Raw genomic sequence first — 26,015 nt, 5'->3', positions numbered from 1 at the left:
TGGGGGCGCCCGGCCGCAGACCGTGGTGCCGGTTCCCGCCGTTCGGGCAGGTCAAAAACGGGGCGACCCCAGTGTCCGCACCCGGCTACCATGAGCCCCATGTGCAGCCCGATCGCCTTCACGGAGCTCCGCCGCCTCTAGCGGCGGCGCCCGATCCCACCTCAGCGTCCTGCCGCCAGAACCGTGTCAGCGGGCGGCTACTGAATGCTGCCCGGAACATCTCTTCCGAGCGGTAGACACCTTTGTCTTTCACATCGAAACACCAAGATTCCCGGCGTGACGCCGGCTCCGCGCGGCCCTGGGTCGCGCTGACGTTCCTGTCGATGCTGCAGTTCGTGATCGCCATCGACGTCACCGTCGTCAACATCGCGCTGCCGTCGATCGGAGCGGACCTCGGGGTCCACACCCGGCAGCTGACGTGGGTCGTGGTCGCCTACACCATCACCGGAGGCGGCCTCCTCATGCTGGGAGGGCGCCTCGCCGACCTGTTCGGCCGACGGCGGGTCCTGATCGCCGGCACCTGGATCTTCGGCGGGGCCTCCCTGCTCGCGGGGCTCGCCCCGACCTTCGAGTGGCTCGTGGCCGCACGCCTGCTCCAGGGCGTCGGTGAGGCGCTGATCCTGCCCGCCGCGATGGCGAGCATCATCGTGCTCTTCCCGGAGGGCCCGCGCAGGTCCAAGGCGCTGGGCATCTGGGCGGCGGTGGCCAGCAGCGGGCTCGTCGTCGGGTTCGTGATGTCCGGGGTCATCACCGAGCTCTTCGGGTGGCGCTGGATCTTCCTGGTGACCGTTCCGTTCATCGCGATCGCACTCGTCGGGGTCCTAGCCGTCGTCCCGGCGGCCCACCGCCCCTCCCGGGTCCCGCTCGACGTCGCGGGCTCCCTGCTGCTCACCGCGGCGCCCCTGCTGTTCGTCTTCGGTGTCGTCGAGGCGGGAGAGGGCAGCGGTACCGGCATCGGCACGCTGCCGCTCGTGGCACTGGTCGCCGCAGTGGCCGCGGCGGTGCTGCTCGTCGTCGTGGAGCGCCGCGCCGCCGACCCGATGGTCCCGCTCGGCTTCCTCCGGAACTCGGGACGGCTGTCCGCCAACGCCGCGACCGCGTGCCTGAGCGCGGCGCTGTCGACCTCGTTCCTGCTGTTCACGCTGTACCTCCAGGACCGGATCGGCCTCTCACCCCTCCAAGCAGGGCTGATGCTGCTGCCGCTGGCGATCGCGCTCATCGCGGTGGTGACCTTCGTGCCACGCGTGATGGAGAAGGCCGGGCCCGCCGTCGTCGCGCGCACGGGGATCACGTCGACGGCCCTCGGCATCCTCTACTTCGCGACGACCGCCTGGTTCGGCGCCTCAGCGCCGACCTTGATTCCGGCGATGCTGCTCATCGCGGTGGGTATGGGCTTCGGCCTGGTCGGGCTCCAGTACGCGGCGGTGTCCGGGGTGACCGAGGAGAACGCCGGCATCGCATCGGGCATCCAGCGCGCCTCCGACCAGCTCGGCGGTGCGGTCGGCGTGGCGCTCTACATCGGCCTCGGGTTCTCCCCGCTGATGGCCCGCTTCGGGGACCCGTTCATCACCGCGAGTCTCATGGCCACCACGGGACTCGTCCTGGCCGGACTACTCACCCGAGGGATCGGCCGCGCCGAAACGGCGGATGACGAGGCCGAGGACGCTACCGCCTGACCGACGGCCACCCACGCGGTGCGGAGGCGCCTTGGCCCAAAGCCCGGTACCTCCGCACCGTGTTCGATCCGGGCGCGGTCGGTGAGTTCCTGGACCGGGCCGGTCCTGGCCTCCGTGAAGGAACGCCGTCCCCGGTACCGGCGCAGCGGTCTGTAGGAGCGACCGAGTGGCCAGAGCCAGCCGTTCGGCGTTTTCCGGATCGAGTGTGTCCAGGGTGAGTGGCAAGGACCTGCCGCGGTCGATCGCGGTGAGCGGCGAGTCCGGAGGATGGTCGATGAAGCGGTGGACGGGGGAGACGGACTTCTCGACGGGGCTGGCGGCGAGTGCCGAGAGCGCGCGTATCGTCACGCCGATCGCCGCGGGGAGGACGCTGGTGTCACCGCTCTTGGTGAAGCCGGGGTGGTAGAGCACGTAGCGGACCGGATTGTCGGGTCGAGCGGCGAACGCCACCCCGAGGAGGTCGTTCGCGCGCCCGGCCTGGAGCTGCGCGGTGACCATGCCGTAGCCGTGTTCGAGCTGGAGATCATCCCAGTGGATGCGCCCCTTCCGCACGCCCACGCCGGCGACGTTGACGATGACGGGGGTCTCGCTCCGCCGCAGCAGGGGGCTGAGCTCGTGGCTGAGGACGTAGCGGCTCAGGTAGTAAAGGGCGAACACCTGCTCGAAGCCCTCTGCGGTGACCGTCCTCTTCGGCGCCTGACGGTTGGCGAACAGGGCGAGCGCGTCGACGGCGTCGTGGCGCGCGGCGATCCGGCGGATTGCGGAGCGGGTTTCGCCGATGCTGGCCAAATCGACCCGGATGAATTCGATCCGGCCCGCGGCACCGGTCCGCTCGGCCTCGCTGAGGAGCCGACCGCCCTTGTCGGGGTTGCTGCCGAGCACGATGACGGTATCGCCGCGCCGGACCCGCGCCAATGCGAGCGCTCGACCCATACCGTCCGTTCCTCCGCTGACGACGATGACGGGCGGGCGGTCCGCGCTGCTGGACTTCGGGGCTTCCGGGCTCATGCTGCTCCTCGTTACTGTCGGTACGGAGCACCATCTTCGATAACGAGAAGCCAGCGGGGAAGAAGGCAGTTTGATGTCCGGTACGCACACGAATGTGCCCTTCATCGCCGGTACGCCCTTGAAGGGCCCGGTCCCCGCCGACGAGTACGAGCGGTGCCCGGTGACTGACTTGCTCCGGCGGATCGGTGACAAGTGGACGATCCTGGTGATCGTGCTGCTCGGCCAGCGCGCACACCGCTTCAACGAGCTCCACCGCGGCATCGAGGCCATCAGCCAACGCATGCTGACCCGTACGCTGCGAGGGCTGGAGGCCGACGGCCTGGTCCACCGGGAGGTATTCCCCACGCTTCCGCCGAGCGTCGAATACAGTCTTACCCCCCTCGGGCGGACGCTGCTCGAACCGCTCTCCGCCCTAGCCGAGTGGGCGGTCGAGCACGGAGCGGAGATCGCCGCCGCCCGAGGGTCCGGCTGACCCGGCCCCTGTTCTGGTCCGGGTGCGTATGACCCACCTGCCCGGAATCCACCGGCTGACCGTCAGGTGGAAGCATCCCGCCAGGCCCGGCGCAGCTGTTCGGCGACGACGCCCACCGCGGGGCTCTGGTGGCGTCGGGGGTGGGTGATGATGTGGACTCGGCAGTCCGGAAGCGGAGGGCCGTCGAGGACCCTCAGCGTGCCGGAGCGGATCTCGGACTCCGCGGTGATCCGCGGCAGCACGGTCCAGCCGAGACCGACGTCGACGCATCGTTTGATGGCCTCCACGCTGCCGAACCGCGACCGGCGTCCGGGTGCCTCCCCGGTGGCGGAGAGCTGGTCGGCGACGCCGTCGCTGTAGCCGCACCCCTCTTCGATCAGCAGAGCGTCCCGGCGCGTCAGCTGTGCCCACGTCCCCGTACCCTCGGTCCCGGTGCTCCCTCCTTCGGCGCCCCCTCTTGGGGTGCCTTGGTCGAGGAAGACCAGGGGTTCGGTGCCGGCCGGCTCGATCGTCAGCTCCGTGGGCGGTTCCCGGGGCTCCATCGACAGGGCGAGGTCCACCGTTCCCCGGCGCACCGAATCGAGGGCATCGTCGATGCCGCCCGGGGTGACCCATACCTGGACCGCGGGCTCCGCCCGGCGGACAGCGCTGATGATCGCCGGAAGCCGGTACGTGCACAGGGATTCGGGGGCCATGAGGCGTACGGTGCCTGACGGGCGGCCGCTGCCGCAGGCGGCCGCCCGCAGCCGCCCCTCCGCTGAGAGGACCTCTTCTGCGCGCGGGACGAGCCGGGCGCCGACGTCGGTGACGGCCACCCCGGTGGGGAGGCGGTCCAGCAGACAGCCGTCCAGCTGCCGTTCCAGCTTCTGCACGTGGCTGGTGACCGTGGACTGCGTGTAGCCGAGTTCCGACGCGGCGTCGGTGAAACTGCCCAGACGCGCGACCGCGAGGAAACTGCGCAGGAGCCGGGTGTCCACGGTGCCTCCAAACCGCCTGGAGTAGGATCTATTTAGTCTTGCAATGGATTCAATCATGAATCATTGTTTGACGCGATAGCATCCCGGGCCGGACGCTGGACCCGTGAGTGAACAGCGCAGTGAGAACCCGCGACGGACGCCGAGCGCGGACGGAAGGCGGGGCGACAGGCTCGTCGTCCTGCTGGTCGTGACCTTCCTGGCCTTCGTCAACTACGCGGCCCTGCTGTCCGTGGTGCCTCTCTGGGCCTCCGAGGGCGGCGCGGCCAGCGTGGTGGTCGGTGCGACGACGGGTGTGATGATGGCGGCCACGGTGGGCACCCAGCTGGCCATGCCGTGGCTGTTCGCCCTCTTCCGGCTGCGCACGATGATGGTCTTCGGTGCTGTGCTGCTGGGAGCACCCACCCCGCTCTACGCACTTTCCACGGAGGTCGTGCCGATCATGGCGATCACCGTGGTCCGGGGCATCGGCTTCGCCTTCGTCGTCGTGGCCGGGGCCACCCTGGTCGCGGACCTGGCCCCGGAGGGCAGGCTCTCGACCGCGGCCTCCTACTACGGGGCCGCCGCCGCGCTGCCGAACCTCGCCGCGCTGGCCGGAGGGGTGTGGACCGCCCAGACGTGGGGCTTCCCCCTCGTCTTCGGAGCCGCCGGTGCGGCCAGCCTGCTCGGGGCGGTACTGGCGGTCCGCCTGCCCGGGAAGAACCGCGGATCGTTCCACCTGGTGTCGGTGGGCGATATGCGCGCGATCGCCGCGCCGATGCTGTTGTTCCTGGTGACGGCGGGTTCGTTCGGGGCAGCGACTACGTTCCTTCCAGTTTCCGGCCCGGGGGCGGGGGCCGTGGCGCTCGCCCTGCTTGCGGCGTCGGTCGCCCTGGTGGTCGCGCGGCTCGGGGCGGGCGCGATCGGTGACCGGTACGGGCCGGGGCGGCTTCTGACGGCCTCGGTGCTCACCGGAGCCCTCGGAAGCGTCCTCATCGCCGGGTCGCTGGACGGACCGACCTGGGTGCTGCTGCTCGGGGCTGCGCTCCTGGGGGCCGGCTTCGGGGCGTGCCAGAACGAGTCCTTCGTGGTCACCGTCCAGCGGTTGGGGGCGGGACGCGGAGGCACGGCGAGCACCGTCTGGAACATCGCCTATGACGGAGGGCTGGGGCTCGGCGCGGTGGCGCTCGGGTGGGTCATCGGCGGCTTGGGATACGCGGGGGCGTTCGTCGCCATGGCCGCGGTTGCCGCGGCCGTGACGACGCTCTGCTGGATGCCCCGGCTCCCGCGCCTCGCGGGCAGGGCCGCGCGGTAACCGCCCCGAGCCGCCCTTGCCAGGTCAGCGGGGTTGATCTCAGGGAACCCTCGTACTTGTGTGAGGAGTGCACACAGAAGACATGAAAATCTCACTTGTCGACCGCATAAGCCTCTCGTAGGGTTCCTCTTGGTTTCGAGGAAAACGAGGATGCGCGAAGGATGGCGGAAGGGGCGGAGTGCCCTGCTTATGGCAAGTCTGACCAGTTCCCCGGCCATCTCCCAGCTTCGCTTTTCCCGGGCTGTCCATCCGTCGGTCCGATTTCCCGGCCACATGAAGGAAACGGTCCGTATTTCCAACGCCGGGCGAACAGCACGGATGTTCGAGGTCGGCCCTGGAGACCCCGGAGAGGGCCGCCCGGACATCGGCAAGGTACACGGCCACCGACCCGGCCACCGGGTCCGTCGGCGTTCTGCCTGCCCCGCGTGCCCCCGCCCAGGTGATCAACGAGGGGTCCTCCATGTTTGCGACGCCGGTATGGCTGGGATGGCGTTCTGTACGCCACCGGCCGGGAATCGTTCTGGGCGCGACGATCGTCCTGACGATCGCGGCGACGCTCGTGAGCGCGTTCGCCTTCATCTACTACTCCGCTGACCAGCAGGTAGCAACCGTCGAACGGTACGCCGCAGCTCCCGTGGTGGTGGCTTCCGACTACCCTTTCGGCGGGGTACCGATGGAGGTGACCGAGCGCATCGGCCAGTTGCCGGAGGCAGCCGAAACGGTCCCCGAGGTGAACTTCCCCGCTTCCGTGCTCACCCCGGACGGCGACGCGCTCCAGGTGCCGGGAACCCAGAACAGCTTCGGGCACGGCTGGGGCAGCGCCCCCTTGACCCCCTTCGACACCGTCGAGGGCGAACCACCGCGAACGGACACCGACGTCGTCGTCGATCAGGAGGTGGCCGCGACCGGCGGTATCCGGGTCGGAGACCGGGTCCGGGTCCTGGTCCTGGGAACGATCGCCGAGTACGAGGTCTCGGGGATCGCGGCCCCGGCACAGGGCGTCTCCTGGGACTACCAGTCCGCGCTCTTCGTCGAAGACGGCCACGCCTGGGACCTGTGGGAACTGGCCCCTGACCGGGCGAGCGCGATCGGCGTCCTGCCGGCCGACGGGGTCAGTGCGTCGGTCGCCCAGGATGCGGTCGCCGCGGTCCTGGGGGACACCGGGGGAGGTGAGTACCGTGCCCTGGCCGGGGCCGAGCGCGGCGAAGCCGAACAGAACATCTCCGCCCAGGCGGACCAGGCCGCGGCGTCCTCCATTTTCATGCTGCTGGTGTGGACCGCGGTGGTTTCCACGGGTGTGGTCGCCGGCGCCATCGGCCTGGCCGTGCGCGGGCGCGGCAGGGAGATCGCCGTCCTGCGTGCGGTGGGTGCCGCCCCGCGACAGGTACGCCTCATGGTCGCCGGTGAGGCCTTGGTGCTCTCCTTGGCGGCCCTCGTCATGGGTCTTCCCCTGGGCCTGCTCATCGCTGAGGCACTGGCCACGGGCGGTCTGACCCTGGGAGGCGGGTTCAGTCCGGCTTACAGTGTCCATTTCACGCCGGCGGCGGTCCTGGCCACGGTGCTGTTCGTCTTGCTCTCGGCACAGGTCTCAGGGGCGATCGCCGCACGGTACGCCCTGCGGATCCGCCCCTCCGAAGCGCTGGCCGAGTCCACCACCGAAGGGCGCGAGCTCGGCCGCGGCCGCGTCGTCGCCGGCCTCGTCGCCCTGGCTGGCTCGCTCGCGGGCGCCTTCGCCCTGGCCTTCCTCGCCTTGGAGGGCACGAGGGGCGACCTGGCGAACACGGCCACGGTACTTTTGGGCGTGGCGGGGGCGGGTCTGTTGGCACCGTGGCTGTTGCGGGGGACCACGCGCCTGATGCGCCGCCTCAGGGGCGGGCGGCCCAAAGGGCCCGGGCTGGCGCTGGCGAACGTGTCCTTCTACCACCGCAGGTTCGCCAGTGTGGCAGGCTCGCTGCTTCTGGGGCTGACCCTGGTCGGCGCGGCCGGAGCCGCGCAGCTGTACAACAACTGGCTGGCCGGCGATCGCGGGGCCGAGGCCTTCTCCTCCGACTTCATGGTGGTCACCACCGGCGATGACGGCTTCGGCGACGGCTCCCTCGCCGCGGCCGCCGACATCCCCGGTGTGGCTGCCGCCACTTCGCAGGCCGACCTGCCGGTAGAGGTGGACACCGCCGCCCAGGTACCGGAACAGGTGATGGCGACGGTGGTTACGGACGACGCGGACGCGACCGTGGACCTTGCTGTGGCCGAGGGCGGGTTCGCCCCTCAGGAGGCGGGGGCAGCCATGGTCAGCACCTACTTCGCCCAGGCCAACGATCTGAGTGTGGGCGACACCATGACGCTGCACGGACCCGATCCCGAGCTCGCGCAGGAGATGAGGGTGTCAGGCGTCTACGGCGAAGGGTTCCTCGGTCGGCAGGTCACGTTGGGCCCCGCCGCCGCCGAAAGCATCGGCATCGGCCCGGTGTGGTCGGCGGATCTGCACCTCAGCGTCGAGGAGGGGGCCGATACGGTCGCGGTGCGGGACCGGCTGGAGGAGGCCTTCCCCGCACAGTCCGCTACCGGCCTGTTCCACATTCACGACCGCGACGGCATCCGGGACCACTCCATGCAGATGTGGGCGGAGCAGAACACGTTCGGATCGAACGCGGTGATCCTGATCGCTGTGTTCCTCGCCCTGGGAGCAGCGAACTCGATCAGCGTCGCCCAGTTCGACCGCACACGCGAGTTCTCGAGTATGCGGTTGCTGGGGATCAGCGGGCCCCAGACCTACCGGACCGTCGGTTCGGAAGTGGTGCTCACCGTGGGGGTGCTCCTTGGCATGGCGGCGCTCGTGACCGTATGGATCGCCGCGCTCCTCGGACTGGGCTACAGCGGAAGCACCCTGACCGTGCTGCCGCATCTGCTGCCCTACGGCCCGGTCCTCGCCCTGGGCGCCTTGGCGCTGGTGCTCTCCACCTCGGGCGCGCTGGGCGCCGTTCGCAGCGCCCGAGCCAAGTAGCCCCCACCAACCGGAACACACGTGAAAGGCGTCCCTAATGCCGATGTCGAACGAGGGTCCCCGCGTCGGCGGGCGCGCACCCGTCAGTCCTCGCCCCGCTGTGCGCGTCTCGGGGCTTTCGAAGTCCCACGGGCAGGGGTCCGCTGAGGTGGCGGCGCTACGCGACGTGACGGTTGACCTGCCCGCCGCGTCCTTCACCGCGATCATGGGGCCCTCGGGATCCGGTAAGACCACCCTCTTGCAGTGCGCCGCCGGGCTGGCGGAACCCACCAAGGGCAGCGTCACCTTGGGCGAGACCGATATCGCGGGTCTGGACGAGCGGCGCCTGGCCCCCCTCCGCAGGGAGCGGATGGGGTTCGTCTTCCAGGGGTTCAACCTGCTGCCCGCACTCACTGGACGCGAGAACGTGGTGCTTCCCCTGCAACTTGCGGGGCGTGCGGTGGACACCGGGTGGCTGGAGGCCATCCTGGAGCGGACCGGTATGCGCGAGCACATCGACCGCCACCCGCACCAGCTGTCGGGCGGCCAACAGCAGCGCGTCGCCCTGTGCCGGGCATTGATGGCACGGCCCGAGGTCATCTTCGCGGACGAACCCACAGGCGCCCTCGACACCCGCACCGGGCAGGAGATCCTGTCCCTTCTGCGTTCCGCCGTGGACGATCTCGACCAGACGGTGGTGATGGTGACCCATGAACCGACGGCGGCGGTCCACGCCGAACAGGTCCTCTTCCTCCGGGACGGTCGGATCCAGGGCAGTGTGGTACGGCCTACGGTGGCCTCGATCACGGAATTCCTTGCCCGTTCCGAGAGCACACGCTGACCGGACGGTCTAGTCGATCCACCCGTTTTCCCTGGCTATTCGATAGGCGTCCGACCTGTTTCGCGCCCCGAGTTTGACGGTGCAGGAACGCAGGTAGTTCTGGACCGTCCCTTCGGCCAGATGCAGTCTGCGGGCCACGGATTTGACGGGCTCCCCTTTCGAGGACATTTCCATGATGTGTGTTTCGCGCGCTGTGAGCGGACCGGAATCGTGGTTGAGCGCATCGGCCACGATGTTCGGATCAAAGACCTTGACGCCGGAATCCACGCTGCGAATGTTCTGGGCAAGATCGTCCGGTGAGATGTCTTTGCTGATGAAGCCGAGAGCCTTGGTTCGCAGCGCCTGCCGGAGGTTGGCGGGTGTGGCGTAGCTGGTGATGAACAGCGTCCGGCACCGCGGCAGCGCCTCGTTGATCTCTCTCGCGGCGTCGAACCCGCTGATGCCGGGTAGCCGCACATCGAGCACCGCCACGTCCGGTTCCGCTTGCCGTGCCGTCTTCAGGACGTCCTCGCCCCGGTGGCACTCGGCCACCACCCTGATGTCGGATGTCAGGGCGAGTGTTTTCGCCAGCGCCTGGCGCAGGATTGCCAGGTCCTCTGCCAGAAGCACCCGGATTGCGGGCTTTCGATCTGGTTTCGGCATGGGGTTTTCCGTTTTCTTTCTCTGGGGGAAGTTTGAGAGGAGTCTATCTGCTGGCTGTCGGATAGGGGGTGGTCGCGGAGTTCAGGATACTTCCTGGTAATCGTATGACCAGCGAAAATTCCATCCGGGGTGCGGGGTTGGAGTGCGCCGCGGTCGCGTGTGGCTGATATCGGTCACATGATGGAACTGTGGTTGAAATAATGGTAGGAATCTGAAGTGTCCGTTCTTTGTGGGAGACGCGTGGAAGAGAGTCCTTTGAAGTCGGACACGTCGATGGAGCGTTCGATGGATGGACGGCCTGCCGGGCATGGCACTGAGGGTGACTTGCTCCGCACGGCGGGCGTGTTTGCCCTGGTGCTAGTGCTGACCCTGGTGATCGGATGTGCGGTCCTGGCTTGGGCTTCGGCGGGCGGGAACACCGATGCGCTCCTGCTGGCCGTGTCGGCCGCTGCCTTCGCCGTGCTGGCCGGGATCCACACCGTGCAGGTGCGTCGGGCGATCGCGGCCCACCGCCTGGTCGTGTCGTTGTCGCTGCTCGTCCTTCAGGCAGCCCTGGCCGTGGGTCTGCTGGCGCTCGGGGGGTGGCTGTGGCACGGTTCCACCGGCCTGCTGGCCAGTGCCGCACTCCTGGTTCTTCCGGGGCGCTGCGGCAGGTGGACGGCCGGAGCGATCACCGCGGCCGTCGCTCCCTTGGCCGCCCTGATGTCCCTGTCGTGGGAGCAGTGCCTGCACTGGCTGAGCTGCCACATCGTGGTGGTCGGCATCATCTGGTCCCTGGTGTTCTTCGCCCGGTCGATGCGGACGCACGCGCGGAAGGTCCAACGGAGCGAACGGGCCCGCTTCTCGTCGGACATCCACGACATCATGGGGCGGACCATTACCGGAATCACGCTCCAGGGGCAGCTCCTGCACCAGATGAGCTCGGGAAAGCCCGAACTGCAGGGCGAGGTGCGCAACCTGATGACCCTGGCCCGGGGCGCCCGCTCCGAAATGCGCTCCGCCGTCGCCGCGACCTGGTCCACGTCCTTGGCGGAGGAGTTCACCCGGGCGGAGGTGATTCTGCACGACGCCGCCATGGACGTCTCGGCGGAAGTCCAACCCTGTGCCCTGCCCCACGACATTGACCGGGCGCTGGCGCTCACCCTGCGCGAGGCGGTCACCAACATCCTCGTGCACAGCAGCGCGACCGAGGTGCGACTGTCCCTCAGGCGAACCGGCTCCGCCGTGACCATGACAGTGCGCAACGACGGGGCCGCCGAGGGGCCGGTGGAATGGGGCACCGGGTTGGCCGGGATCCACGAGCGCTGCCGGGAGTTCCAGGGTGGGATGAGCGCGGGGTCCACCCCGCGCGGAGCGTTCACGCTGACGTGCCGCATGCGGGTCGCCTAGCTCCTCCGTCCCACGTCCGGGCAGCTCCTCCTCGCCCTCGCTCCGGCGGAGGCATGCCCTATCCTGATACCGAGAACGATGATCGCAGTAATGAGCGGAGCGGGACATGGGCGGCACGAAGTGGACTTCGACCCAGTGGGCGCGGAACGGCGACGTCCGGCTGGCTTACGACACGTTGACCGGCTCCGCCGACGGGGAGCCGCTCCTGCTCATCATGGGTCTGGCGGTCAGTCGGCAGTGGTGGCCCGACGACCTGTGCCAAGCGCTGGGCTGGCAGGGCTTCTCGGTCGCCCGCTACGACCAGCGGGACTCCGGCGAGTCGACCTACCTGCCATCTACCAAGAGCCACCAGCCCTTCAAAGCGTTGCTGGGCAAGCGCGGCGAGGCGTACACGGCCGAGGACACGGCCGACGATGCCGTCGCGGTGATGGACGCCCTCGGGTGGGGGTCCGCGCACCTGGTCGGTGTGTCACTCGGCGGTGCCGTCGCGCAGCGCGTCGCCGTCCGCCACCCGGGCCGGGTCCGTACCCTGACCTCGATCTCGGCGGTCCCCGGCGACGCGGCGGGGCTGGGCACCCTGCGCTACATCCACCTGCCCGGCCTCGTCCGGACCAGCCGGATGCGCCACCCCGACACCAGAGAGGGATCCATCCAGGCCAGCGTCGACATCGCCCGGTTCTGCGCGGCGCCCGGCCACCCCTTCGACGAGCAGGAGGCGCGGGAACGGGCCGAACGCCTCGCCGAGATCGGCGTCGGTGACACCAATGCGCAGAGCCGCCAGATCGGCGCCCAGTGGCACGGCCCGGCGATCAGCACGATCACGGCGCCCACGCTGGTGCTGCACGGCCAGGACGACCCCCTGATCCGGCCGCGCGCCGCAAGCGCGATCGCCTCCCGGGTTCCCGGTGCCCGCCTGGTCACCCTGCCGGGCGTCGGCCACGACATCCCCGCGCGGGTGCGGCACACCGTCGCCGCGCAGATCCGAGCGCTCGCGGACAGTACGACCGGTCTGGCCGAACCGTCGTGACCCCGGCGATAGAAGCGCGTGCCGATCCGGCTAGCTGGGCTCTCGGATTGCGGTGACCAGGTCGTTCGCGGTCTCGGCGAGAGAGTCGAGGGCGTGGCGCAGAGGCCTGCGCGAAGCAGCACCGGCGTTGGTGACGGCCAGGACGCGCCGCGTCGGGGCCGGGTCGCCGTAGAGGGGGATGCGCACCACCGGGTAGCGGTCCGACCAGCGGGCCAGGCGCGACACCAGGCACACCCCGAAGCCGCGGGAGACCAGGGCGGTCCCGGTCTCCCACTCGTTCACGTAGTGGGCGACTTCGGGGGTGAACCCCGCGCTGGCGCAGGCGGTCATGACCAGTTGGTGGTAGGTGGTGCCGAGGCGCGCCACGATCCAGGACTCCGCTGCGGTCTCGGACAGGCGCACTTCCGATCTCCGGGCGAGCGGGTGGTCCAAGGGCACCAGCAGGTCGAGGGGGTCGTCGATCAGGTGAAGCTGGTCGAAGCGGGGGTCGGAGGCGGGGGGTGTGGTGGGGGTGAGCACCACGACGGCAAGGTCGACCGTGCCGGAGAGCACCAGGTCATAGCATTCGGCGGGCTCGGCTTCGATGGCCTGGGTGCGCAGGTGGGGGTAGGCCTCGTTGAGGCTCGCCATGGTGGGCGGAAGCAGCACACCGGCGGCCGTGGAGAAGCCGCACAGGGTCAGTGTTCCGGTGGGCTCCTCCACGTGCTCGGCGAGTTCGGCCCGGGCCCGCTCCCACTGGGCGAAGAGTATGTCGGCATGGGTCAGCAGAGTGCGGGCCCCCGACGTCAGCCGGACCTGGCGCCCGTGGTGGGTGAGCAGCACGACCCCCAGTTCACGGGAGAGCTGCTTGATCTGCTGGGACACGGTCGAAGGGGTGTAGTTCAGCGCCCGCGCCGCCGCGGTCACCGTCCCGTGGTGGTTGATCATGCGCAGCATCTGGAGCCGATGGTCGATCATGTGTCCTCACCGAACGAAATCCTTCAGTAACGTGTGCTATTCAAGCACGGTTGGTCGGATGCATGCTGGGGCCATGAAGCCCCGAGGTCGCCGACCGTTGAACGTGCTGGGGTCGCGGAGCCCCATGCAGCGCATGGCCGTCGCGGGTACCGCGCTGGCCGCCCTCTCCGCCGCCGCCAACATGGTCAGCCCGCTGTACCCGACCTACCAGCAGCTGCTGGGCATGTCCGATCTGACCATGACGGCCCTGTACGCCACCTTCGCCGCCACGGCCCTGCCCGCGCTGCTGCTCTTCGGCCCGGCCGCTGACGCGGTGGGGCGCAGACCCGCTCTGGCGGCCAGTCTCGTCTGCGCCTTCGCGGGAACCCTTCTCTTCGCCCTCGGCGGTGCCACCGGCACCCTGTTCCTGGGGCGAGTGCTGCTGGGCATCGGGCTGGGAACGGGCACCGGCGCCGGCATCGCGATGATGGTGGAGGCCTCGCCCGCACGGCGCCCGATGAGCGGATCGACCCTGGCGACCTTGGCCTTCGTGGGTGGAAGCGGGGCTGGGCCGCTCATGGCGGGCATCGTCGGCCAGTACGCCAAGGACCCGACCACCACGCCCTTCCTCGTCATGCTGGGCCTGCTGGCGACCGTGTACCTGTTGGTGCTCACCCTTGGCCGGGGAACGCCGGTCGTACGGCAGCGCTGGCGACCCACCCGGCCCTCGGTGCCCGCCGCTATGAAGCACAGCTTCGCCATCGCCGCCCTCACGGGCTTTGTGGGGTGGGCGGTCGTCGGCATCTTCTTGGCACTGCTGCCCTCCCTGGTGGACGGCTTCGGGGCGGCGTCCAACCTCGCGGTGTCCGGTGCCGTGGTCGGCGCGCTCCTGACGTGTTCGGCACTCAGCCAGCTGGGCGCCCCGCGGCTGGAGCCACGGGCAGCGCAGACCATCGGTCTGACCGCTTTGGCTATCGGCATGGCGGTGCTGGTCGGCTCCCATCTGCCGTTGTTCTCCGGAGCGCCGGCCCTGGTGATGACGGCGGTGGCGGCCGTGCTCTCCGGTTGCGGACACGGCCTCAGCTACTGGGGAGCCGCGACGGAGGTCGACGCCCTCACACCCGAGGGGTGCCGCGCGGGGGTCACGGCTTCCCTGTACCTGTCCTTCTACGCCGGTGCGGGAGCCCCCGCCGTGGTGGTGGGGCTGCTTTCCCTGGGGACACCGTTGATCAGCGCGATCCTGCTGGTGAGCATGGGCCTCTCGCTCTGCATCATCGTGCTCCTACCGGTTCCCAGCCTGGTGCAGACCCCGGTGCTGAGTCGGCCGGTGCCGCCCCTTCCCCGCAGGGCCGATTCCGTCGGAACCGGCGACCCCGGCACCGGATCGGCGGTGGCGGCCGCCCCCGCTGCGGCCGGGCTCGGCCGCTAGACCGTTCCGCCGGGAAGCTCCTGTTCGAACCAGACCACTTTTCCGTTGGCGCGGGCGCTGCTGCCCCACCGCCGGGCCAGGCGGCTGACCAGGATGAGCCCGCGCCCGCCCTCGTCGGTCTCTGCGGCGTTGCGGATGACGGGACGCTGGTGGTCGTCGTCGAACACCTCGCAGAGGAGGTGATCGTCGTGGAGGAGCCGCAACTCGATCGGGTTCGCGGCGTGCCGGACCGCGTTGGTCACGAGCTCGGTGGCCAGCAGTTCCGTGGTGTCGACGAGTCCGTGCAGGCCCCAGGCGGCCAGGGTCGTGCGCACGATGCGGCGTACCCTGGCCGGAGTGGTGCCCGAAGGTTCCAGGTACCAGTGCGCGACGTTTCCCGAAGCAAGTCCGCGGAACCTCGCCATGAGCAGGGCGACGTCGTCTTCGCGGTCCTCGGTGAGGAGCGAACCCACCAGTTTCTCGCACAGCGCGTCGAGGGGGCCCTGGTTCCCGGACAGGTGGGAGCGGAGTTGGGCCAGGCCGGTGCCGAGGTCCTGGCCGCGCCGTTCCACCAGGCCGTCGGTGCACAGTACGAGGATGTCGCCGTCCCCCATGGCCGTCTCCACGGTTTCGAAGGCGATGCCGCCCAGGCCGATGGGGCCGCCCGCGGGCAGGTCCAGCTGGTCGGTGTGCCCGTCCGCGCGCAGCACCACCGGGGGAACGTGTCCGGCGTTGGCGAGTGTGCACCGGCGGGTGACCGGGTCGTAGACGGCGTAGATACAGGTGGCGAAGTAGGTGTCGCCGAGCTGGTGGGCGAGGTCGTCCAGGTTGCGCAGGACCTGGTCGGGCGGCAGGTCCAGGGCGGCCAGGGTCTGAACCGCGGTTCGGAACTGGCCCATCGCCGCTGCCGAGCCGACACCGTGTCCCATGACGTCGCCGACCACCAGAGCGGTGCGCCCTCCGCGCAGGGGATGGCGTCGAACCAGTCACCACCGATCTTCGCCGTGTGGCTGCTGCTCAGGTAACGGTGGGCGAGCTCGACGCTGCCTAGCCGGTCGGACAGCTGCGGCAACAGGGCCCGCTGCAGCTTGTCGACGATGTCGGCTTCAGCCCGGTAGATGTCGGCGCTGTGTACACCAAGGCCTGCCTGGGAGGCCAGCTGGCGGGCCAGCAAGGTATCGACCTCGTCGAACGGGGGGCGTTCGGCGTCCCGGAGCAGGACCATCGCCCCCAGTACCCGGCCGCGCACCGCGAGCGGCAGGGCCAGCATGGACCGGCCGACCAGCAGCTGTTCCAGGCCCGGTGCCGGGTGGTCGGACGCGAGTTCGGCGGCCTGGGCGTGGTCGACGCGCGTGATGACCAGGGGGTCGCCCGAGGCCAGGGTGCGGCGGACCGGGCTGGAGGGGCTCATGATCTGGACGGAGCCTTCCGGGAACACCAGGTCCCACGTGTCCGTCGCCTCGTGGTGTTCGGTGGCCACCCGGCGCATCGCCGTCTCTGCCGGATCGTCCGCCCCGGGCGCGGCCAGGTCGACACGGTGCGGAGCGAACAGCGCGTCGATCAGGTGGACGGTGGCCACGTCGGTGACGCGGGGGACCGCGACCCGGCTCAGCTCGCGGGCGGTTCGCTCCAGGTCGAAGTGGGCCCCGATGCGGTCGGTGGCGGCGTTGAGGAAGGTCAACGGTGTGCGCATGGCGGCCCTCAGCCCCTGCTCACGAGGGAGCGGGTCCCCGCCGTGATTGATCGGCCGGTCCGTGGTCATCGCTCTCTGCGGCACATGAGGAAGATCTGGATTTCGGGTTCGGCCTGGGTGGTGGCCGGGATGTAGGAGTGGACCTTCTCTTCCTCGATAGTGAGTCCGGCGCGGCCGAGTACAGCGTGGAGGTCGTCGCGCAGGTAACCCGTGACGCGGAGCGGTTGGCCGAGGAACGGGATGACGATGTCGTCCACGTCGGCCTCGACCATAGACAGGCAGAGACGGCCACCCGGGACCAGGGATCTGCGGATGGTCCCCAACATCTCGGAGATCCCTGAGCGGGGCAGGTGCAGCAGCGAGAAGAAGGAGACGATCGCGTCGTATTCGGCCTCGTCAGGGGAGAGGTCTACCATGTCGCCCTGGACGATGTCGGCTTCCGGGACGTTGGCGCGGGCGAGGTCGACCATGCGGGGAGACAGGTCGAGGCCGGTGACCCGGTGTCCTGCGGCGGCCAGTTGGCCGGTGGTGGGCAGGCCGGTGCCGCACCCGAGGTCGAGGACGCGAGCCCGGTCGGGAAGCCGGCGCAGTAGCCGTCCGGTGAAGTCGATCTGGCCTTCCTTGTGCGGGAACGCCTCGTCGTAGCGGTCGCCGATGGCGTCATAGGCGGCCGCCTGTGCCTGCTCGCGTTCGTGCCAGGGCCGGGCCCCCGGAGCGTGCTCGCCCGTCACCTTGGCTTCTTCGGACATGGAGCACCGGTCCTTTGCCTCGCTTCGTTCGGGCGGATTCTCCACGGGATGCGGCACAGCGGTGCTACGGCTGGCGGACACCGGATTCCGTGAATGCTGGGAACGCCCTGTGTAAAAGCAGATGCTACGGTCACTCGTGTCTTGAGGCAATGTACGCGGTGAATTCTCGCAAAAGCGACAAAAAGCCATGAAAAGACGATTCCGGAAGCCGTGCGACTGGGAACCGAGGGTGGAATGGATCTGCACCGAGCCGTCACCGACGGTCGAGTCCATCAATGCGGACCGGCAGTGGAGGCCGCCGCCGACGACTACGGCCACCTGACCCACCGCCGCCCCTCGTCGGTGGTGGAGGCGGGATCGGTGCGCGATGTGGCCGCGGTGCTGCGGCTGTGCACGGACCGCGGGATCCCTGTGGCACCGCGCGGTCAGGGGCACTCCACCGACGGACAGGCCCAGGCCGGCGGCGGCGTGGTCATCGGAACGGGTGCCCTGAGGGCGGTCGAGTGGGACCGCGACCACCGGGTACGCGTCCAGGCGGGCGCGCTGTGGAGCCAGGTGCTGGACCACACTCTCCAGCGCGGACGTGCTCCCCGGGTCCTCACCGACTACCTGGAGCTCTCGGTCGGGGGAACGCTCTCCGCGGGCGGGCTCGGCGGTGCCGGGCACCGGTACGGCGCCCAGACCGACGGGGTAACCGAACTGCAGGTGGTCACCGGTGCCGGCGAGGTCGTGACGTGCTCACCCGCGGACCGGGCCGCGCTCTTCCACGCGGTGCTGGCCGGGCTGGGACAGTGCGCGGTCATCACCCGTGCCACCATCGAGACGGTTCCGGTCCCCGAACGGCTCAGAAGGTACGTGCTCGAGTACCCCGACCCGGCCGCGCTCATGGCCGACCAGCGCCGGGCCGCCGCGGGCGGGCGCTTCGCCTACATCGAGGGCCAGGCGCTGCCCGCCCCCGGAGGCGGATGGCGCTACGTGCTGGAGGTTGTGGCCTATCCCGATGATCACGCGGATCCGGGCGCCGAGGGCGTGCGCATCGGCGACCTGGGCCACCGGAGGGGCACGGAGGAGGTCACCGATCCCACCTTCGCCGAGTTCGCCCACCGGATGGACGAGGGCGTCGCCTATTTGCGGTCCACCGGCGAGTGGCACGCCCCCCACCCGTGGTGGAACGCCCTGCTGCCCGGCAGCACCGCTGAGGCGGCCGTGGCCGAGGTCTTCGCCGAGCTCACCCCCGCCGACCTCGGGCCCAGCGGTCTGGCCCTGCTCTACCCGATCGCCCGCCCCCGCACCCGGATGCTGCGGGCACCGGACGAGCCCCAAGTGTTCTTGCTTTCGCTCCTGAAGACCGCGTCGCCAGGGCCCGGGGTCCCCACCGCCCAGGCGATGGTCGCGGCCAACCGGCGCCACTACGAGAAGATCCGTGCCCGCGGCGGCTTCCAGTATCCGGTGGGCAGCATCCCCATGAGCAGTGAGGACTGGCGCGAGCACTACGGTCCGCACTGGCCCGACCTGGCCGCGGCCAAGCGGGAGTACGATCCCGCCAACGTCCTCACCCCGGGGCCTGGGATACCGACCTGACCCCCGGAGCCTCCACCCGTTGAAGGGCTCAAAGGATCCGGTCGGGGACGGCGGCACGAACCATGCGCACGTTCGGGAGCCTGCCCCGCCAGAGGTGCTGCTCATCGGTCGTCCGGAAGCCGTACCGCCGGTAGAATCGGATGGCCCGCTCGTTGTAGGCCGTCACCCACAGACGCATGGGCCCCTCTCCCGCCCAGCTGAGGAACACGGCCATCAGCTGGGCGCCAATACCGTTCCCTTGGGCTTGACGAAGTAGGTACATGGGCCCCAGGTTGACGAACTCCTCCTCCCGGCGACCGCACAGGAAACCGACGATCTCGTCCCGGCACCGCACGACGCGGCAGAAGAAGTGGTCAGGCCCGTCCTCGGCACCGGCGATGAACTCCCGCCACTGGGCGGTCCCCTCCGGTGCGTTGACCGGATCACGTTGTTCGCGGATCCATGCCTCGTCGATCCCCGCTGCCTCGTTCGGATAGTTCTGGAGCCACGTGGCCAGCAGGACCTGTGCGATCGCCGGTGCGTCATCGACCCGGGGGCTTTCGATCACGTGCTCCACGTGGCTCCTTCCTGTCACTGTGACCCCGTTACTACGAGGGACTGGTGGCGGAGCGCTCTGCCGCGTCCGCGCCTTCCGGTTCGGTCCGGTCCGCCCCGGTGCCCTCGGCAGCTGGTTCCGATTCCAGAACACCGATGCCCCGGAGCATCACCGCGGTCACCACGGCCAGGACGAGGACGGCACCCGCACCCGTCCAGCCCGTCGTGTTCAGCCCCGCGACGAACGCCTCCTGGGCCTGAAGGAACACGGAGGCGGGGATGTCCTCCGAGACGGTGGCTGCCCCGGACAGGCTGTTCTCAACGACCCGCGCCGTGTCCTCCGGCAGCCCGGAGAGTGCCTGGGTGTCCATCCTGCTGGTGTAGACGGCGGCGGACAAGCTGCCGACGACGGCGATCCCGGCCGCCAACCCGAGTTCCTGCACGGTCTCCGACATGGCCGAGGCCGATCCCGCCTTCTCCGGAGGAGCGGCGCCCACCACTAGGTCGGTGCCCAGCGCGGCGAGCGCGCCCAGTCCCAGGTACACCAGGGAGAACGCCAGGACCACGGAGTACAGCCCGCCGGAAGCCCCCACCACGCCCATCAGCGCGTACCCCAGGGAGGACAGCACCAGTACACCCGCCACCACGAAACCCGGGCGGATCCACCGGGTCAGGACCGGTGCGATGGTCGCGGAGAGCATCATCATCAGCGCGGGCGGGCCGAACCACAGGCCCGCGGTCAGGGGGCGTCAGCCCTTCGATGAGCTGGAGGTACTGGGTGGTGAGGAGCATGGTGCCGCCGACCCCCACCAGGCCGACGAGCATCACCCCCAAGGCGACGCTGAAGGCACGGTTCCTGAAGAGGCCCATGTCGAGCAGCGGGCTCTCCAGGAAGAGCTGGCGGCGGACGAAGACCACGGAGAACACGGCGCCGACCAACGCCGCGGCGATCACCGGCAGGGTCGGTCCCGCCTTGGCGAACTCCTTGATCGCGTAGACGACGGGCAGGAGGGCCAGCAGGGACAGGAACACGCTCGGCAGGTCGAACCGGCCGCTCTGCGGTGCCCGGTACTCGGGCAGCAGGACCGGAGCCAGCAGGAGCATCAGGCCGATGATCGGCACGGCGATCAGGAAGGCCGCGCCCCACCAGAAGTAGTGCAGGAGCACACCGCCGACCAAGGGACCGGCGGCCATACCCCCGGCGAAGAAGGTCGCCCACAGCCCGATGGCCAGCGCCCGCTGGCGGGGGTCGTGGAACATGTTGCTGATCAGGGCGAGCGTCGAGGGCATGAGCGTGGCGCCGGCGATACCGAGCGCCGCGCGGGAGGCGATGAGTATTTCGGCCGTGGGCGAGTAGGCGGCCGCGATCGACGCTGCGATGAAGGCGACGCCACCGATCATCAGCAGGCGCCGGCGGCCGATCCGGTCCCCGAGGGTGCCCATCGTGATCAGGAAGCCCGCGATCAGGAAACCGTAGGCGTCCACGATCCACAGCTCCTGGGTGCCGCTCGGGCTCAGATCCATGGCGAGGGAGGGCAGGGCCAGGTGCAGGACGGTGAGGTCCAGCCCCAGGAGAACGGTCGGCAGGGCCAGTACGGCCAGGCCGGCCCACTGCGCCGGGCCCGCCCTGCCGCTGCGCTTCACTGACATGTCTCGGATCCTCTCCTTGTGCTGTCGGAACGGCTCCAGACTGGGCGGGACCGCTCACGGGCAGCGCACGGGCCACGCACGGCCGCGCACGGAGCACGCACGGGGATCCCGGCCCCGCCTTGTACCCTTGGGGCATGCGTTTTGGGGTGCTTGGCTCGCTCGCCGTGTGGGACTCCAGTGGTGCCCAGCTCCCGATCACGGAATCGAAGGTCCGGGCGCTGCTCGCCAACCTGCTGGTCCACCACGGAAGGCCGGTCTCCACGGACCGGCTCATCGAGGACCTGTGGGAGGGGAACCCGCCCCAACGGCCCCTCAACACCCTCCAGACCAAGGTCTCCCAGCTCCGTAAGGTGCTGGGGGCCGAGCGCGTCCTCCGCGCCCCGGCCGGCTACCGGGTCCGCGTAGGGGACGGCGAACTCGACGCGGACCGGTTCCGGAGGGCCGTCGAAGAGGGGGAGCGCGCGGGGGAGCCAGGAATCCGCGGCCGACTTTTCTCCGAGGCGCTCGACCTGTGGCGGGGACCGGCCTTCTCAGAGTTCGCCGACGCCGCGTTCGTCCGTGCTGAGGCCGCACGCCTGGACGAACTGCGCGTCGAGGCGGCGGAGTACCTGGCCGAGGCGCGCATCGGAACAGAGGAGAACCCCAAGGCCGTCGCCGGGCTGCGGGAACTCGTCGAGGAGCACCCGCTTCGGGAACGGCCGCACGGCCTGTACATGCTGGCCCTGTTCAGGGCCGGAAGGCAGGGGGACGCCCTCCAGGTCTTCCACGACCTGCGTGCCAGGCTGGGCGGCGAACTGGGTGTGGACCCCGGTCGCGCACTGAACGAGCTCTATGCCTCGCTCCTGCGCCAAGAGCCGGAGTCCATGGCGCTGCCGCAGGTCGCGGAGTCCCCGCGGAGAGATCTGCTCGACGTCCCGGAGCCTCCCCGGAGCAACCTTCCCAGCCCGCCGACCGGGCTCATCGGGCGCGAGTCCGAGCACGCGCACGTGCGCGGGGCGCTCTCCGACCGGCACGGGAGCTGCCTGGTGACCCTGACCGGCCCCGGCGGCGTGGGCAAGACCCGCCTGGCCGTCGATGTCGCGCACGCGCTGACCGAGGAGTTCCCCGACGGTACGTGGATCGTCGAGCTGGCCGGGATGGATCGCGATGCCGCGCCCTCGGAGCTGGCCGAACGCGTCATCGCGGCCCTGGGCCTGTGCGAAGGCGTTCCGGACTCCGAGTTCGACCTGGTGAAGTGGCTCCGCGAGACCTTGGTGACATGGCGGACGCTCCTGGTCCTGGACAACTGCGAGCACGTGGTGGACTCGGTCGCGGAGCTGGCTTCGGCGCTGCTGGAGGTCGACGGGGTGCGGCTCATGGTGACCACCCAGGAGCCGCTCGACGTGCCCGGGGAGACGGTCTTCCCCGTGGCGCCGCTGACGCTGCCCGGCCACCAACGTGAACCGGCGGAGATGACCGCTTCCTCCAGCGCGGTGCGGCTCTTCGTGGAGCGGGCCGTGGCCGCCTCGCCCGGGTTCGCACTGACCGGGGACAACGCCGCCGACGTCGCCGCGATCTGCCGCCGCCTGGACGGCATCCCGTTGGCCATCGAACTGGTCGCCGCCCGGATGCGCGCACTCACGACGGAGCAGGTCGCCACCGGTTTGGACGACCGTTTCGCCCTGCCGACCGGGCCGGGGCGCGGTCGGCCCACCCGGCAGCAGACCCTGCGGTCCATGATCGACTGGAGCTGGCACCTGCTCACCGAGGCGGAACGCAGGGTCCTGCGCCGGTTGGCGGTGCACCGGGACGGATGCACGCTCGACGGGGCGCGGGCCGTCTGCGCCGAGGGGACCGGCCTCCGCGCCGGGGAGGGGAGGGCCGGTTCCGAAACGCGGGACGTGCTCGACGTGCTCTCCTGCCTGGTCGACCGGTCACTCCTGGTGCGCGAGGGAGGGCGGTACCGGCTCCTGGAGTCCGTCGCCGCGTACTGCGACGAACGGCTGAACGAGGCGGGCGAACTCGAGGAGGTGCGCCGCAGGTTCGTCTCCTTCCACGTGCGGGAGGCAGAGCGACAGGACCAGTTGCTGCGGGCCGGGCGGCAGGGCGAAGCACGGACGTGGTTCGACAGCGAGACGGTGAACCTGCGCTACACCCTGGAACTGGCGGTACGCGGCCGGGACGCCGAGACCGCGCTGCGCCTGGTCACCGCGCTGGCCCGGTACTGGCGCCTGCGCAAACGGGGGGCCGAGGCCCAGCGTTCGCTGGAGGCGGCGCTGCGGCTCGAGGGCGGACCGCCGGAGGAGCGGTACCTCGCCAGCGGATGGCTCACCGCCTTCCAGGGAGGCGAGCCCTCTGATCTTCCTGAGCCCTCTGAGCCCTCTGAGCACCGTGCGGACCGTGAACACCGCGAGGACCGCGTACGCAGCGCGGACAGCGCCGGCCGCAAGGACCGCGCCGCCCAAGGGTAGGGGTACGGGGACTCCGGTCCTTCACCACCGGCAGCTGCGCCCGCGGCCGCTGCGCACGGCCGCGGTTTCCTCAGACATGCGCCACGGTCACGGTGCCGAACGGCCCGAACCCCCACCCGAGGGAGGGGTTCTCCACCCTGGAGGCCCCGGCCTCGCGCAGGAGCTCGCCGACGCGGTCGCGTGTCCGCAGCACCGAACCGGTGACCGCGAGGCTCCTCAGGGCGTATTCGGCTGCGTGGTCGTCGGTGGGGGCCTTGTCGGCGGTACGTTCGGCCAGTACCAGGGCGGGTCCCGCGGCGAGCGCGGCCCGCAGCAGTTCCAGCGCTTCCCCGTCGCCGCGGCCTTCCAGCGCGCCGATGAGGACGGCGCAGTCGTTGGTCGGCCACGTGGCCTCGGCGGTGCCCGGCAGGTGCACGGTGCGACCGCGTGCGATGTGCGAGGCGACGAACGGTGCGGCCTCTCCGCACACCGCGATGGTGCGTGCGTCGGCGACCGGGGTGAGCTGCGCCAGGGGTTCGACCACGAACTGGAGCTGGTCGGCGGCCCGCTCGTGGTGCGCGGTGTCGAGGGCCTCGTCACGGGCGCGGCGCTCATGCCAGGGGGCGGTTCCCAAGCGCGGCGACGCGCGGCCCGAGCGCACCACGTCGAGGAGGTCGACCAGTGCGAGCGCCTCAAGGTTGGCCGGGTTGTCGAGCGAGAGCGCTTCGAGCGGCGCGTCGTCCATGAGGATGCCGCCCCGGGCGGTGTTGCGGTACCGCTCACCGTCCCGCTCGACCAGCCCCAGCGCCTGCATCGCGTCGAGCAGCGGAGCGAGGTGCTCCGGCGTCGCGCCGGTTTCCCGGGCGAGCTCGGCGAGGGTCGCGAAGCCGTGGCTGATGAGGGGGGCGATGCCGAGCGTGACGGCCACGCGCGTGACGATCGGCGGCGCCAGCTCCGTCATCTCGTGGACTTCGTGGAGCAGTTCCTTCGAGGTCTTCTCGGCGTCTCCGGCAACTTCGGGACCGGTCCGTTCCGCCTCGTCGCGGGGTGCGGTGTCCTCAGCCCCGGCTGTCTTCGGGCGCCGCCAGTATCCGACGACCTCGACGTCCTCCTTGGGAAGCCCGAGGTCCTTGCGGAGGTAGCGGCGGATGGGGGCGATCGTCATGGCCTCACCGCCGACCCACGCGTAGACGCGCAGGTCCGGTAGTGCCACGTCCCGCACGGCGTCGAAGAGCCGCGGGCTCGTGCCCGCGGGGGTGTCACCCCGCACGAGCCAGTCGATGCGGACGTCCGCCGCGGTCGGGATGTCCTGGCGGTCGGCCTTGGTCGGGATTTCGACGATCACGCGTCCGCGCGTGCCTTCGGGTGCCTCGGCCAGCCAGCGGCCGATCGCCGGCAGTGCGGTCTCGTCGCCGACCAGGAGGTGCCACTCGGCCTCTTCGTTGCGCAGCGCGCACGTTTTCGGGCCCGCGAAGTAGATCTCCTCGCCCGGCCGTGCACGGTAGGCCCAGCCCGCGGCCAGGCCGTGGTCGTGGCGGACGAAGTCGACGTCGAAGGTGTTGGTCTCCGGGTCCCACGACCGCACGGTGTAGTCCCGGGTACGGCTGAAGGCGTCGGGGTCCCACGCGAACCGGTTCTCCTCCTGCGTGCCGATGTGCGGCACCGTGCCGTCGGCGTGCGGGACGACGAGCTTCACGTGGTCGTCGAAGCCGTCGGACCGGAACGGAGGGCGTTCGAAACCCGCACCCATCACCCCGGGGGTGAGATCCTCGCCGGTGAGCGTGATCCGGCGCGTGTTGGGCGTGACGTCGACGACCCGGGCCACCTCAGCACGGCGAAGCACGATGGGGTGGATCTGCAGGGGCCGAGAGGTTCGGGGCACGTGAACTCCTGAAAGAAGCCTGAGGCGGATTCAGGTGAGCCTAACCTAACCATCTGATGGGCAACAAATCACCCGGCGGAGTTCCGTCCCATGGCGTACACGGGCGGAACAAAGCCATCGCAGACCCGGTTCCGTCCGAAGCCTCCCCCGCACCTTGGTCAGGCACGCGTCACCGGTTCCGGTGCGGCGGACCGGAACGCCGAGGCCATACTGGCCAGGAGGCCTATCAGCCCTACGGCTCCGTTGACGACCCCGCTGACGAACGGCACCCAGTCCGGTTGGCCGACAGCGGTCATCACGAGGCCGATCGCGCCGAGGACGGTCATGAACACGGCGGCAAGGTAGATGTCGCGCATTCCCCAGTACCAGGCCAGGGGGAAGAAGTGCAGGCCGACCGCGAAGGCGATCCAGGCGACGTTGGCCTGCATGGGCCAGTCGAAGTGGAGCAACAGCGTGATTCCGCCGACGATCAGGACGATCTCCAGGGCGACCACGACGAAGTAGAAGGGGCCGAACCGCATCGCTGGGCCCTGCGCCTCGGTTTCGGTACCGCCCCAGACCCTGTCAGCGGAGCCGTCCGGTCCGTGGTCCGGGGCTCGGCCGACAGCACCCGACATCCGACGCCCGCTCGCGATGGCCAGGACGCAGATAACGAGCGCGGCGACGATCGCGAGGCTTCGCAGGACGAGCGCGACGGTCGGGTGGAGCGGTGCCCCGGTGTTGAGGAGGACGAAGGCCAAGCAGAAGCCGGTGCCGATCAACACGCCTGAGTATCGGGTCATTCCACGGGGATACCCGGGACTGTGGTCTCCGCACCGAGGTAGGGCGAGGTGGCCACAACCGGTCGGGC

Annotated in this window: 19 protein-coding genes and 2 pseudogenes; 10 read left to right on the top strand and 11 right to left on the bottom strand. The window is 70.1% G+C overall.

Going from position 1 to position 26,015, the window contains the following annotated elements; genetic code table 11:
• The first annotated feature begins 323 nt into the window (after positions 1-323).
• Positions 324-1,676 (top strand): MFS transporter, encoded by a 1,353-nt coding sequence (locus ACYVD1_RS17660; RefSeq protein WP_460773725.1) that lies wholly within the window; start codon positions 324-326, stop codon positions 1,674-1,676.
• On the opposite strand, the gene ACYVD1_RS17655 is transcribed toward ACYVD1_RS17660, so the two are convergent.
• Positions 1,611-2,684 carry an SDR family NAD(P)-dependent oxidoreductase gene (locus ACYVD1_RS17655; protein ID WP_460773722.1) on the bottom strand — a complete coding sequence of 358 codons (1,074 nt, stop codon included), beginning with the start codon at positions 2,682-2,684 and terminating at the stop codon, positions 1,611-1,613. The two genes, ACYVD1_RS17660 and ACYVD1_RS17655, sit on opposite strands and share 66 nt — an antisense overlap.
• Before the next feature lie 73 nt (positions 2,685-2,757).
• Here ACYVD1_RS17655 and ACYVD1_RS17650 point away from each other — a divergent pair, with 73 nt between their 5' ends.
• Positions 2,758-3,156, top strand: coding sequence for a winged helix-turn-helix transcriptional regulator (locus ACYVD1_RS17650; RefSeq protein WP_460773718.1), 399 nt, complete (start codon positions 2,758-2,760; stop codon positions 3,154-3,156).
• 62 nt (positions 3,157-3,218) lie between these two features.
• On the opposite strand, the gene ACYVD1_RS17645 is transcribed toward ACYVD1_RS17650, so the two are convergent.
• Positions 3,219-4,133, bottom strand: a complete 915-nt coding sequence (locus ACYVD1_RS17645) for a LysR family transcriptional regulator (protein WP_460773716.1) — start codon at positions 4,131-4,133, stop codon at positions 3,219-3,221.
• A gap of 103 nt (positions 4,134-4,236) precedes the next feature.
• Here ACYVD1_RS17645 and ACYVD1_RS17640 point away from each other — a divergent pair, with 103 nt between their 5' ends.
• The 3 genes from ACYVD1_RS17640 (at position 4,237) to ACYVD1_RS17630 (ending at position 9,245) form a co-directional block, all read left to right on the top strand.
• On the top strand, positions 4,237-5,424 hold the full coding sequence (locus tag ACYVD1_RS17640) for an MFS transporter (RefSeq protein ID WP_460773711.1): 1,188 nt from the start codon (positions 4,237-4,239) through the stop codon (positions 5,422-5,424).
• 460 nt (positions 5,425-5,884) lie between these two features.
• On the top strand, positions 5,885-8,425 hold the full coding sequence (locus tag ACYVD1_RS17635) for an FtsX-like permease family protein (protein ID WP_460773707.1): 2,541 nt from the start codon (positions 5,885-5,887) through the stop codon (positions 8,423-8,425).
• Between the two features lie 43 nt (positions 8,426-8,468).
• The gene (locus tag ACYVD1_RS17630) at positions 8,469-9,245 is read left to right on the top strand and encodes an ABC transporter ATP-binding protein (RefSeq protein ID WP_460773703.1); all 777 of its coding nucleotides are present in this window, start codon (positions 8,469-8,471) and stop codon (positions 9,243-9,245) included.
• 9 nt (positions 9,246-9,254) lie between these two features.
• Here the strand turns inward: ACYVD1_RS17630 and ACYVD1_RS17625 are convergent, their stop codons facing one another.
• The gene (locus tag ACYVD1_RS17625) at positions 9,255-9,887 is read right to left on the bottom strand and encodes a response regulator transcription factor (protein WP_460773700.1); all 633 of its coding nucleotides are present in this window, start codon (positions 9,885-9,887) and stop codon (positions 9,255-9,257) included.
• 285 nt (positions 9,888-10,172) lie between these two features.
• Here ACYVD1_RS17625 and ACYVD1_RS17620 point away from each other — a divergent pair, with 285 nt between their 5' ends.
• Together ACYVD1_RS17620 and ACYVD1_RS17615 are read left to right on the top strand one after the other, a co-directional pair.
• Positions 10,173-11,276 carry a sensor histidine kinase gene (locus ACYVD1_RS17620; protein WP_460773697.1) on the top strand — a complete coding sequence of 368 codons (1,104 nt, stop codon included), beginning with the start codon at positions 10,173-10,175 and terminating at the stop codon, positions 11,274-11,276.
• Between the two features lie 106 nt (positions 11,277-11,382).
• Positions 11,383-12,303: an alpha/beta fold hydrolase gene (locus ACYVD1_RS17615; protein WP_460773694.1), complete on the top strand. Its 921-nt coding sequence runs from the start codon at positions 11,383-11,385 to the stop codon at positions 12,301-12,303.
• A gap of 30 nt (positions 12,304-12,333) precedes the next feature.
• Here ACYVD1_RS17615 and ACYVD1_RS17610 read toward each other — a convergent pair whose 3' ends face one another.
• Positions 12,334-13,260, bottom strand: coding sequence for a LysR family transcriptional regulator (locus ACYVD1_RS17610; protein ID WP_460773691.1), 927 nt, complete (start codon positions 13,258-13,260; stop codon positions 12,334-12,336).
• Positions 13,261-13,333: 73 nt separating this feature from the next.
• On the opposite strand from ACYVD1_RS17610, the gene ACYVD1_RS17605 reads away from it, so the two are divergent.
• Positions 13,334-14,668: an MFS transporter gene (locus ACYVD1_RS17605; RefSeq protein WP_460773689.1), complete on the top strand. Its 1,335-nt coding sequence runs from the start codon at positions 13,334-13,336 to the stop codon at positions 14,666-14,668.
• Here the strand turns inward: ACYVD1_RS17605 and ACYVD1_RS17600 are convergent.
• The 3 genes and pseudogenes from ACYVD1_RS17600 to ACYVD1_RS17590 form a co-directional block, all read right to left on the bottom strand.
• Positions 14,665-15,615, bottom strand: a complete 951-nt coding sequence (locus ACYVD1_RS17600) for an ATP-binding SpoIIE family protein phosphatase (RefSeq protein ID WP_460773793.1) — start codon at positions 15,613-15,615, stop codon at positions 14,665-14,667. The two genes, ACYVD1_RS17605 and ACYVD1_RS17600, sit on opposite strands and share 4 nt — an antisense overlap.
• A gap of 224 nt (positions 15,616-15,839) precedes the next feature.
• Positions 15,840-16,058 (bottom strand): annotated as a pseudogene (locus tag ACYVD1_RS17595) (GAF domain-containing protein); the annotation flags it as partial.
• A gap of 347 nt (positions 16,059-16,405) precedes the next feature.
• Complete coding sequence (locus ACYVD1_RS17590) at positions 16,406-17,089, bottom strand: class I SAM-dependent DNA methyltransferase (RefSeq protein WP_460773686.1); 684 nt, start codon at positions 17,087-17,089, stop codon at positions 16,406-16,408.
• Between the two features lie 234 nt (positions 17,090-17,323).
• On the opposite strand from ACYVD1_RS17590, the gene ACYVD1_RS17585 reads away from it, so the two are divergent.
• Entirely contained in the window at positions 17,324-18,670 is a 1,347-nt protein-coding gene (locus tag ACYVD1_RS17585) for an FAD-binding protein (RefSeq protein ID WP_460773682.1), read from the top strand.
• Positions 18,671-18,698: 28 nt separating this feature from the next.
• Here ACYVD1_RS17585 and ACYVD1_RS17580 read toward each other — a convergent pair whose 3' ends face one another.
• Both ACYVD1_RS17580 and ACYVD1_RS17575 read right to left on the bottom strand, forming a co-directional pair.
• On the bottom strand, positions 18,699-19,226 hold the full coding sequence (locus tag ACYVD1_RS17580; protein ID WP_460773679.1) for a GNAT family N-acetyltransferase: 528 nt from the start codon (positions 19,224-19,226) through the stop codon (positions 18,699-18,701).
• A gap of 31 nt (positions 19,227-19,257) precedes the next feature.
• Positions 19,258-20,854 (bottom strand): annotated as a pseudogene (locus ACYVD1_RS17575) (MFS transporter).
• A 134-nt stretch (positions 20,855-20,988) separates the two neighbouring features.
• Between ACYVD1_RS17575 and ACYVD1_RS17570 the strand changes: the two are divergent.
• Positions 20,989-23,304 (top strand): AfsR/SARP family transcriptional regulator, encoded by a 2,316-nt coding sequence (locus ACYVD1_RS17570; RefSeq protein WP_460773676.1) that lies wholly within the window; start codon positions 20,989-20,991, stop codon positions 23,302-23,304.
• A gap of 70 nt (positions 23,305-23,374) precedes the next feature.
• On the opposite strand, the gene ACYVD1_RS17565 is transcribed toward ACYVD1_RS17570, so the two are convergent.
• Both ACYVD1_RS17565 and ACYVD1_RS17560 read right to left on the bottom strand, forming a co-directional pair.
• Positions 23,375-25,165, bottom strand: a complete 1,791-nt coding sequence (locus tag ACYVD1_RS17565; protein ID WP_460773673.1) for a siderophore-interacting protein — start codon at positions 25,163-25,165, stop codon at positions 23,375-23,377.
• Positions 25,166-25,323: 158 nt separating this feature from the next.
• A complete protein-coding gene (locus ACYVD1_RS17560; protein WP_460773670.1) occupies positions 25,324-25,947 on the bottom strand; it encodes a hypothetical protein in 624 nt (207 codons plus the stop codon).
• Between the last annotated feature and the right edge of the window lie 68 nt (positions 25,948-26,015).

The organism is Nocardiopsis nanhaiensis, from assembly GCF_054778635.1.
Note: the sequence above shows the minus strand (reverse complement) of the source record. Positions and strands in the feature narration are given on the sequence as shown.

Bases quoted from the DNA above. Each gene is read 5' to 3' on its own strand.
- ACYVD1_RS17625 (WP_460773700.1), bottom strand. From the start codon at position 9,887: ATGCCGAAACCAGATCGAAAGCCCGCAATCCGGGTGCTTCTGGCAGAG.
- ACYVD1_RS17660 (WP_460773725.1), top strand. From the start codon at position 324: ATGCTGCAGTTCGTGATCGCCATCGACGTCACCGTCGTCAACATCGCG.
- ACYVD1_RS17610 (WP_460773691.1), bottom strand. From the start codon at position 13,260: ATGATCGACCATCGGCTCCAGATGCTGCGCATGATCAACCACCACGGG.
- ACYVD1_RS17635 (WP_460773707.1), top strand. From the start codon at position 5,885: ATGTTTGCGACGCCGGTATGGCTGGGATGGCGTTCTGTACGCCACCGG.
- ACYVD1_RS17590 (WP_460773686.1), bottom strand. From the start codon at position 17,089: ATGTCCGAAGAAGCCAAGGTGACGGGCGAGCACGCTCCGGGGGCCCGG.
- ACYVD1_RS17605 (WP_460773689.1), top strand. From the start codon at position 13,334: ATGAAGCCCCGAGGTCGCCGACCGTTGAACGTGCTGGGGTCGCGGAGC.
- ACYVD1_RS17585 (WP_460773682.1), top strand. From the start codon at position 17,324: ATGGATCTGCACCGAGCCGTCACCGACGGTCGAGTCCATCAATGCGGA.
- ACYVD1_RS17560 (WP_460773670.1), bottom strand. From the start codon at position 25,947: ATGACCCGATACTCAGGCGTGTTGATCGGCACCGGCTTCTGCTTGGCC.
- ACYVD1_RS17615 (WP_460773694.1), top strand. From the start codon at position 11,383: ATGGGCGGCACGAAGTGGACTTCGACCCAGTGGGCGCGGAACGGCGAC.
- ACYVD1_RS17570 (WP_460773676.1), top strand. From the start codon at position 20,989: ATGCGTTTTGGGGTGCTTGGCTCGCTCGCCGTGTGGGACTCCAGTGGT.
- ACYVD1_RS17650 (WP_460773718.1), top strand. From the start codon at position 2,758: ATGTCCGGTACGCACACGAATGTGCCCTTCATCGCCGGTACGCCCTTG.
- ACYVD1_RS17655 (WP_460773722.1), bottom strand. From the start codon at position 2,684: ATGAGCCCGGAAGCCCCGAAGTCCAGCAGCGCGGACCGCCCGCCCGTC.
- ACYVD1_RS17630 (WP_460773703.1), top strand. From the start codon at position 8,469: ATGTCGAACGAGGGTCCCCGCGTCGGCGGGCGCGCACCCGTCAGTCCT.
- ACYVD1_RS17620 (WP_460773697.1), top strand. From the start codon at position 10,173: ATGGATGGACGGCCTGCCGGGCATGGCACTGAGGGTGACTTGCTCCGC.